1 protein-coding gene is annotated in these 436 nt (G+C 59.2%); it reads left to right on the top strand.

The features are described from left to right. Nucleotides 1-436: immunoglobulin-like domain-containing protein (locus tag DM807_RS00180; RefSeq protein ID WP_179026926.1), on the top strand; the 436-nt coding region annotated here is incomplete at both ends.

Genomic DNA, 436 nt, shown 5'->3' on the forward strand with positions numbered 1-436 from the left:
CGAAAGTCGATGTCACCGACACTACCGACGAAGTGATCGCGAAACTGACGGCCACCGAGTCCGTGACCGAAGGCGGCGAGATTACCTACACCATCACCCTGACCAACAAAGATGGCCTGCTGATCAATAACCACGGCGCGCTGACCTTCACGCTGAGCGACGGCAAAACTGTCATCACCGTGCCGGCCAACGGTACTACCGGTTCGGTTACGGTCATCGCGCCGGACAACGTCTACACCGGCACCAACGACCCTGTGATCAAATCGATCGCGACCGTTGAAGGCGTGGATGTCGACAAGTTCGAGAAGCTGACCCTGGATAAAACCGAGGTCAAAACCACCGTTACCGACGAGCCAGGTACCCCAGGCAACCCAGGCGGCACCAACGAGGGCGACCTGGTCAAGGTCACCATCACCGCTGACCAAGCCTCGGTCGC

Source organism: Pseudomonas hunanensis (assembly GCF_013393325.1).
GTDB lineage: Bacteria > Pseudomonadota > Gammaproteobacteria > Pseudomonadales > Pseudomonadaceae > Aquipseudomonas > Aquipseudomonas putida_P.